Source organism: Halomonas sp. OfavH-34-E (assembly GCF_024124525.1).
Classification (GTDB): domain Bacteria; phylum Pseudomonadota; class Gammaproteobacteria; order Pseudomonadales; family Halomonadaceae; genus Halomonas; species Halomonas litopenaei.
The window spans coordinates 1-6,922 of sequence record NZ_JAMXRY010000093.1 but is presented as its reverse complement, the minus strand read 5'-3'; the positions used below and the strand labels follow the sequence as shown (position 1 = coordinate 6,922).

8 protein-coding genes and 1 pseudogene are annotated in these 6,922 nt (G+C 62.9%); all 9 read left to right on the top strand.

The genetic code is table 11. The features are described from left to right. The first annotated feature begins 299 nt into the window (after positions 1–299). A complete protein-coding gene (locus NH448_RS22870; RefSeq protein WP_045992505.1) occupies positions 300–761 on the top strand; it encodes a GNAT family N-acetyltransferase in 462 nt (153 codons plus the stop codon). 61 nt (positions 762–822) lie between these two features. Further along, positions 823–1,491: an FMN-binding negative transcriptional regulator gene (locus NH448_RS22865; protein WP_045992504.1), complete on the top strand. Its 669-nt coding sequence runs from the start codon at positions 823–825 to the stop codon at positions 1,489–1,491. Between the two features lie 214 nt (positions 1,492–1,705). Then, entirely contained in the window at positions 1,706–1,966 is a 261-nt protein-coding gene (locus NH448_RS22860; protein ID WP_253029534.1) for a hypothetical protein, read from the top strand. Beyond that, positions 1,870–2,274 carry an N-acetyltransferase gene (locus NH448_RS22855; RefSeq protein ID WP_348681962.1) on the top strand — a complete coding sequence of 135 codons (405 nt, stop codon included), beginning with the start codon at positions 1,870–1,872 and terminating at the stop codon, positions 2,272–2,274. Before NH448_RS22860 ends, NH448_RS22855 begins: the two co-directional genes overlap by 97 nt. 110 nt (positions 2,275–2,384) lie before the next feature. Next, the gene (locus NH448_RS22850; RefSeq protein WP_253029533.1) at positions 2,385–3,470 is read left to right on the top strand and encodes an isocitrate/isopropylmalate dehydrogenase family protein; all 1,086 of its coding nucleotides are present in this window, start codon (positions 2,385–2,387) and stop codon (positions 3,468–3,470) included. A gap of 369 nt (positions 3,471–3,839) precedes the next feature. Then, positions 3,840–4,109, top strand: coding sequence for a type II toxin-antitoxin system ParD family antitoxin (locus tag NH448_RS22845; protein WP_083970374.1), 270 nt, complete (start codon positions 3,840–3,842; stop codon positions 4,107–4,109). A 5-nt stretch (positions 4,110–4,114) separates the two neighbouring features. Beyond that, the gene (locus NH448_RS23755; RefSeq protein ID WP_108133073.1) at positions 4,115–4,432 is read left to right on the top strand and encodes a type II toxin-antitoxin system RelE/ParE family toxin; all 318 of its coding nucleotides are present in this window, start codon (positions 4,115–4,117) and stop codon (positions 4,430–4,432) included. Positions 4,433–4,920: 488 nt separating this feature from the next. Continuing rightward, positions 4,921–6,291: an urea ABC transporter substrate-binding protein gene (urtA, locus tag NH448_RS22840; RefSeq protein WP_253029532.1), complete on the top strand. Its 1,371-nt coding sequence runs from the start codon at positions 4,921–4,923 to the stop codon at positions 6,289–6,291. Between the two features lie 101 nt (positions 6,292–6,392). Continuing rightward, a pseudogene (locus NH448_RS22835) lies at positions 6,393–6,922 on the top strand (urea ABC transporter permease subunit UrtB); the annotation flags it as partial.

The window sequence follows — 6,922 nt, the reverse complement described above, 5'->3', positions numbered from 1 at the left end:
GAGGGCAGGGCGCTGGCGGCGGGCAAGCTACCTTGCTGTATCCACTCGCGCAGGGCCGCGTACAGGCGCTGGGGCAGCGAACCCGACGGGGCGGCGGCGGGTGGCGCCAGGCGCATGGCCAGCGCTTCGGTGATCCATTCGGCGTGACGGTGAAGGCTGGGCACTGGTTCCCCTTTTCTGGACAGTATTGGTTCTTATGGTGGGACCACTATTGCGCAAGACTGGGTGCCTGTCATCCCGACGAGCCGGTGCGCCTCTGGCCAGCCGGCGCACACGACCGCCAATGTGAAAGGTGACTCATGAACCATGTTCGTCCTGCCTGTATCGCCGATCTACAACCCCTGAGTGAGCTGCTCGATGGCTACAGGGTGTTCTATTCACAGGAAAGCGACATCCAGGCTGCCCGCGACTTTCTCCAGACGCGCCTCGCGCTCGCCGACTCGCGCCTGCTGGTCAGCGACAACGAGGGTGTGCTCGAAGGCTTCGTTCAGCTCTATCCGACGCTATCCACGGTACGGGTGGGACCGCGCTGGACCCTGGCCGACCTATTCGTGGCGCCCGAGGCGCGTGGCAAGGGGATCGGCCGTGAGCTGATGGAGGCCGCCGCGAACCTGGCGAGGGAGCAGGGCGTGGGCCAGTTGACGCTCAATACCCAGACCCACAACCACACCGCCCAGGCGCTGTATGAGTCACTTAACTGGCAACGCAACGACGCCTTCTACGCCTATACCCTGAACCTGGATGACCCTGCGGGCACATAAACTTCTACTTCTCGCAGTCAACATTGATGGATGCCAACCACTCTGAAGGAGCGCGTGACCCTTGTATCAGCCAAGACACTTCGCCATGACCGACGAAGACGCCAGGATGGCGGTGGTCCGAGCCTATCCCTTTGCGACCCTGGTCACCGACGGTGACCAGGGGGTGTGTATCGACCACCTGCCGCTGATGGTCGAGCAGACGTCACAGGGCGCGCTGGTGCTGCGTGGACATATCGCCCGCGCCAACGCCCTCTGGCGGCTGGGTGAGGGTGAGCGAGCAGACGCGGCAGCGATCGAGGCGGTGGCGATCTTTCATGGCCCCGACGCCTATATTTCGCCTGGCTGGTATCCCGACAAGCGCCGCCATGGTCGCGTGGTGCCGACCTGGAACTACCAGGTGGTGCATGCCCATGGTCGGCTCGTCTTCCCGCGTGAAAGCGATTGGCTCACCTCGCACCTGACGTCGCTGGTCGATCGCTTCGAGGCGGGCCGGGAAGCGCCCTGGGCGGTGGACGACGCCCCCGAAGACTACCTGGAGGGGATGCGTCGTGGCATTGTGGGGGTAGAGCTCGAGGTGACGCGCCTGGTGGGCAAACACAAGGCCAGCCAGCACAAGCCGTTGGAAGAACGCGAGGGTATCCGCGAAGGCCTTCGAGAGGATGGGCGTTCGGCTCGTGACGCTGCCGTGCTGTGTGGAGATGATCCAGCGCCAAGGTACGAAGGCGATTGACCCCTTGGACTGGCATTCGAGATCGGGCGACTGGTGGGCAAGCACTTGGCTGACTAGTACAAGCCCGGCAGCACAAGCCCAAGAAGAACGAGAGGGTATCCGCGAAGGCCTTCGAGGGGATGGGTTTGCTGACCACGCCGCCGCCGTGCTCAGTGGCGACCCATGACGACGATCCTGCGTGCGGGTATGAACAACGATGGAGCAAGGACGCGAGATGAATGACTGCCTGAGACAGGCAACGCTGGAGGACCCCGAAACGCTGGCCGCCCTGGGGCGCCGCACCTTTTACCAGACCTTTGTCGACTTTTACTCCAAGGCGACCATGGAGCGCTATCTGAATGATGCCTTTGACCTTGGGCGGGTTCAGCGCGAGCTGGCCTGCCCGCAGTCGCGATTCTGGCTGCTGGAAGAGGCCGCCACCGCGAGACGGGTGAAGCGGGAAAGGAGCGCGAGGGCGTTGCCAAGGGGCCCGTAGCGGTCGGCTATCTCAAGCTCAACTGGGGTGAGGCCCAGACCGATCTGAGCGAGCACAATGGTCTCGAGATCGAGCGCATCTATCTGCTGGCCGAGGCCCAGGGCCGAGGGCTTGGCAAGATGCTGTACGACAAGGCCATCACCGAGGCGCGAGAACAGGCCAGGGCCTTCGTCTGGCTGGGCGTGTGGGAAAACAATCATCCCGCCATCGCCTTCTATCGCTCCCGGGGCTTTGTCGAGGTAGGCACCCACAGTTTTCAGATGGGCGATGTGGTGGACAGGGATCTGATCATGCGGCGTGATCTCTGACGTAGCCATCGCCATCGCCATCGACCATAAGGTCCCATGGATAGAACATCGCTGCACCACGATACTGCGAGGCCACCATCAATGGACAACAACAAGACGAGGGAATCTCTGTGAGTTATCGAATTGCCACTATCGCTGGTGACGGTATTGGCCCGGAGGTGGCGGGCGCCACGGTGCAGGTACTGCAAGCGCTGCTGGGTAGCGACGTGCTGCGTTTCGACTGGCTCGACGGTGGAGCGGGGCACTATGACAAGACCGGCGAGGTGCTGCCCCAGTCGACGCTGGACGCCTGTCGGGCCAGTCACGCCATCCTGCATGGAGCCGCCGGGCTGCCGGGGGTGACCTACGACGACGGTACCGAGGTGGGCAACGACCTGCACCTCAAGCTGCGCTTCGGACTGGACCTTTACGCTAACGTGCGTCCGATCCGCCTGCTGCCCGGGGTCGAGTCGCCGCTGAGACACCATCAGCCCGGTACCATCGACTATGTCATCGTGCGCGAGAACACCGAAGGCCTCTACGCCAGCCGCGGCGCCGGGGTGGTGCTGCGAGACGAGATGGCCAGCGACAGCCTGGTGATCACCCGCAAGGGCACCGAGCGAGTCGCGCGCTTCGCCCTGGAGCTGTCACGGCGACGTCAGGGCGCACCGAAGGACGGCAAGCGGCGGCTCACCGTCTGCGACAAGGCCAACATCCTCAGAAGCTACGCCTTCTTCCGTCGGGTATGCGACGAGGTAGGCGCCGAGTTCAACGACGTCGAACTCGACTATGCCTACGTTGACGCCATGACGGTGCACTTGGTCAAGCGCCCGGACTTCTATGACGTGATCGTCGCCGAGAATCTGTTCGGTGACATCATCTCGGACCTGGGGGCGGCCACCGTCGGCGGGATGGGGGTGTCGCCGTCTGCCGAACTGGGCGATCGCCACGGTCTGTTCCAGGGGGCCCACGGCAGCGCCCCGGATATCGCCGGGCAGGACGCCGCCAACCCCATCGCCACCCTGTTGTCCGGGGCCATGATGCTCGAATGGCTGGCGGTGGAGCACGCCGACGATCGTTTGTCTGACGCCGCCGGTCGGTTGCGTCAAGCGGTGGACGGCGTACTGTCCGATGGCCGGTATCGGCCCCGGGAATTCGGCGGCGATACCGGCTGCAGCGCCTTTTCCGAACAGGTGCTGCGACAGCTCGAGGGCTAGGCGCTGTCCGAAAAGTCGACGAGCGAAGGTTAGACAAGGCAAAAATCGGTGAGAAAGCGCAGTTTACGGGGTGTAAATGAGCATTTTGATCCGATTTTTAACGCCGTATTACCGAGCGCAGGCACTTTTCAGACAAGCCCTAAGCCTTGTCGTTGAAACGGTCTGGTGCTTGGCCCCGTGTCGGGTCCCAAGGGGGCTCATGGCGGGACACCCAGTCCGGTTCAGGTTCGATGTCTTCAAGGTAGTGCGCGCCAAGTGTTGCGAGAGACGTCGGTCGCGCAGACGGTCCTGGTCGGGTTGCTGGGGTGGCTAATCTGGCCACCCCTGGCCAATCTTGCACCAGATGTATTCTGGTCAATAGGAGGGCGTATGCCGGCCAATCATGCTCGAAACGTGGCGCTCACGCCTGAACTAGATGGTTTTATCGACGAACTGGTGGCCTCTGGGGATTACGCCAATGCCAGCGAAGTGCTACGAGCGGGGTTGCGTGCACTCAAGGAACTTCGTGAGATTGCGCTCATCGGCTCTCGAATAGGTGTCGCGCTTGAGCAGCTTGATCGTGGAGAAGGTGTAACCGGTGATCCACGAAAAGTTCTGGGTAGTGTTCTCGAGGCTGCTCGAACTGGCGATGCTTCTTGACGTGATTGATTTATGCGCCGGCGGCACTTGCAAGCCTGAAAGATATTCTTCGTTGGACCCTATCGGAATTCGGCGAGGCGAGAGCCGAGCGGTATACGGCACAACTTGTTCACCGCCTTGAATCCCTGGCGGCGGGACATCCGCCCCATCCCAGGCCATGCTCGACACTATCGAGCACTGTTGGCCATGAATCTCACCTTCGCTACTTCCGTGAAGGTCGACACTATCTGATCTTGCGCGAGACGGACGAGACACTCGAACTTGTCGAAGTCTTCCACGAACGGATGAATGTGGACGCATGGCTACGTGCCTTGTCTCGGTGATGTTTTCATATCGACTCCCATTTGCCTTCCGAGCAGACACCCCCGTGTGTCGCTGAAAGGTGGCTGCGCTCGGAACACTTGTACTCGCCGCTGCCGTCATGCTGAGCCCTGCAAGTGAAGCGTCTCGATATAGGGCGCCCCTTTCTGGTGCCGGCCGTGGCGGGGTGCACCGCTGGTTGGCGCTGTGATGGTGCAGAAGCAGGGGGCGGGGGAGCGAAGTGCACCACATGTGGTGCAACGGTGCGCCCCGGTGGCGCGAGATGCTCTCTTGTGGCGCAAGGCGGGGTGGGTAAGCCCCCGTCTAGGCCGACGTAATGTCGGAATTGATAAATGTTTTATATGGCTGGCATGGGACTTGCTTGAAGTGGTGATGGAGGTCGACGTCGCAAGACGTCAGGCCTGAGCGATACAGCGGTTTTACCTGAACCGCCTGGCTCCCTCTCGACGATGGTCCATCACAACGACAAGGCAACCCCTGGAGGTTTCCCATGCCCACCGCTTCGATGTCTTCTACGCAGGTTTGTGCCCACCGTTCCAAAGCGCTTTCGACAGAGACGCTTTCCCGCAAGGCGCTGGCCAGCCTGGCCGTGTCCACGCTGTCGCTGGCCATCGCCGCACCGGCGCTGGCCCAGGAGGACCCGATCAAGGTCGGTATCCTGCACTCCCTGTCCGGCACCATGGCGATCAGCGAATCGACCCTGAAAGACACCATGCTGATGCTGATCGAGCAGCAGAACGAAGCGGGTGGCCTGCTCGGCCGCGAGCTCGAGCCGGTGGTGGTGGACCCGGCTTCCAACTGGCCGCTGTTTGCCGAGAAGGCCCGCGAGCTGCTGGCGCAGGAAGAGGTCGACGTGATCTTCGGCAACTGGACCTCGGTATCGCGCAAGTCGGTACTGCCGGTGGTCGAGGAGCTCAATGGCCTGCTGTTCTATCCGGTGCAGTATGAAGGCGAGGAGTCCTCCGAGAACGTCTTCTACACCGGCGCTGCGCCCAACCAGCAGGCGATTCCGGCGGTGGACTACCTCATGAACGAGGTCGGTGTTGAGCGCTGGGTGCTGGCCGGTACCGACTATGTCTATCCGCGCACGACCAACAAGATCCTCGAAGCCTACCTGAAGTCCCAGGGCGTGGCCGACGAGGACATCATGGTCAACTACACCCCCTTCGGTCATTCCGACTGGCAGAACATCGTCTCCGAGATCAAGCAGTTCGGTGGTGCCGGCAAGAAGACGGCGGTGGTCTCCACCATCAATGGTGACGCCAACGTGCCCTTCTACCGGGAGCTGGCCAACCAGGGCGTCGAGGCCTCGGACATCCCGGTGGTGGCCTTCTCGGTGGGCGAGCAGGAGCTGTCCGGTCTCGACACCGCGCCGCTGGTCGGCCACCTGGCGGCCTGGAACTACTTCATGAGCGTGGATGAAGACGTCAACTACGACTTCATCGACGCCTGGTACGACTACACCGGCGACGACAACGCCGTCACCAACGACCCCATGGAAGCCCACTATATCGGCTTCAACATGTGGGCCGAGGCGGTGCGCAAGGCCGAGACCACCGATGTAGATGCGGTCAAGGAAGCGATCATCGGTGTGTCGGTGCCCAATCTCACCGGTGGCTACGCCACCATGATGCCCAACCACCACATCACCAAGCCGGTGCTGATCGGCGAGATCCAGGACAACGGCCAGTTCTCGGTGGTGTGGCAGACCCCGTCCACCGTGGCCGGCGACGCCTGGTCCGACTATCTGGAAGGCTCCCGCGATCTGATCAGCGACTGGCGTGCTCCGCTTGAGTGCGGCAACTACAACGTGGTGCAGGGTAGCTGCGGTGGTGGCTCAGACGTCGCCTCCAGCGAATAGAACATAACGACAAGGGGCCGGTGTGCACGGCGCACCGGCCCGGATCACGCCAACCCTGCCCGTGGTGCCGTCGGCACCCGGGTGTCTCAAGGGACCTCACCATGAATTTAATTGCAGGTCGTCACTGGCTGAGCGCGCTGGTGCTGCTTTGCCTCGTCGCCCTGGGGCTGGGCCAGGCTTGGGCTCAGGACGCCGGCGCTTCCGAGGCCGCTTCTTCCGACCAGGGGCCAGCGCTGTTGTCGGCGCTGGCCGAGTCCAGCTTCCGCGACAAGGAAGCGGCCATCGACGCCATCGCCGAGAGCGGTGACGAGCGCGCCCGGCGCTGGCTCGAGAGCTTTGCCGAGGGCAAGCTCGCCCGCGTCAAGGACAGCGGCGCTATCGTCGTGGTACTGGAAAATCGCGGTCGCAACTGGCCCGTGGCCGACGCCCTGACGCTGGAGCCGGCCGGCGAAATATCGCGCCGCGAGCTCGACCGCGTCTCCATCAACAACAGTCTCAGGGGCTATCTGGACAGCACCCTGGCGCTGATCGACCTGCGTGTCGACGACCCTGCCCAGCGGCTGGCGGCGGCGCGGGATCTGCTGGGCGAGGTCGAGGCCGACGCCGTCGAGTCGCTGAGCGAGCTGGCCGC

Bases quoted from the DNA above. Each gene is read 5' to 3' on its own strand.
- urtA (WP_253029532.1), top strand. From the start codon at position 4,921: ATGCCCACCGCTTCGATGTCTTCTACGCAGGTTTGTGCCCACCGTTCC.
- NH448_RS22860 (WP_253029534.1), top strand. From the start codon at position 1,706: ATGAATGACTGCCTGAGACAGGCAACGCTGGAGGACCCCGAAACGCTG.
- NH448_RS22845 (WP_083970374.1), top strand. From the start codon at position 3,840: ATGCCGGCCAATCATGCTCGAAACGTGGCGCTCACGCCTGAACTAGAT.
- NH448_RS22870 (WP_045992505.1), top strand. From the start codon at position 300: ATGAACCATGTTCGTCCTGCCTGTATCGCCGATCTACAACCCCTGAGT.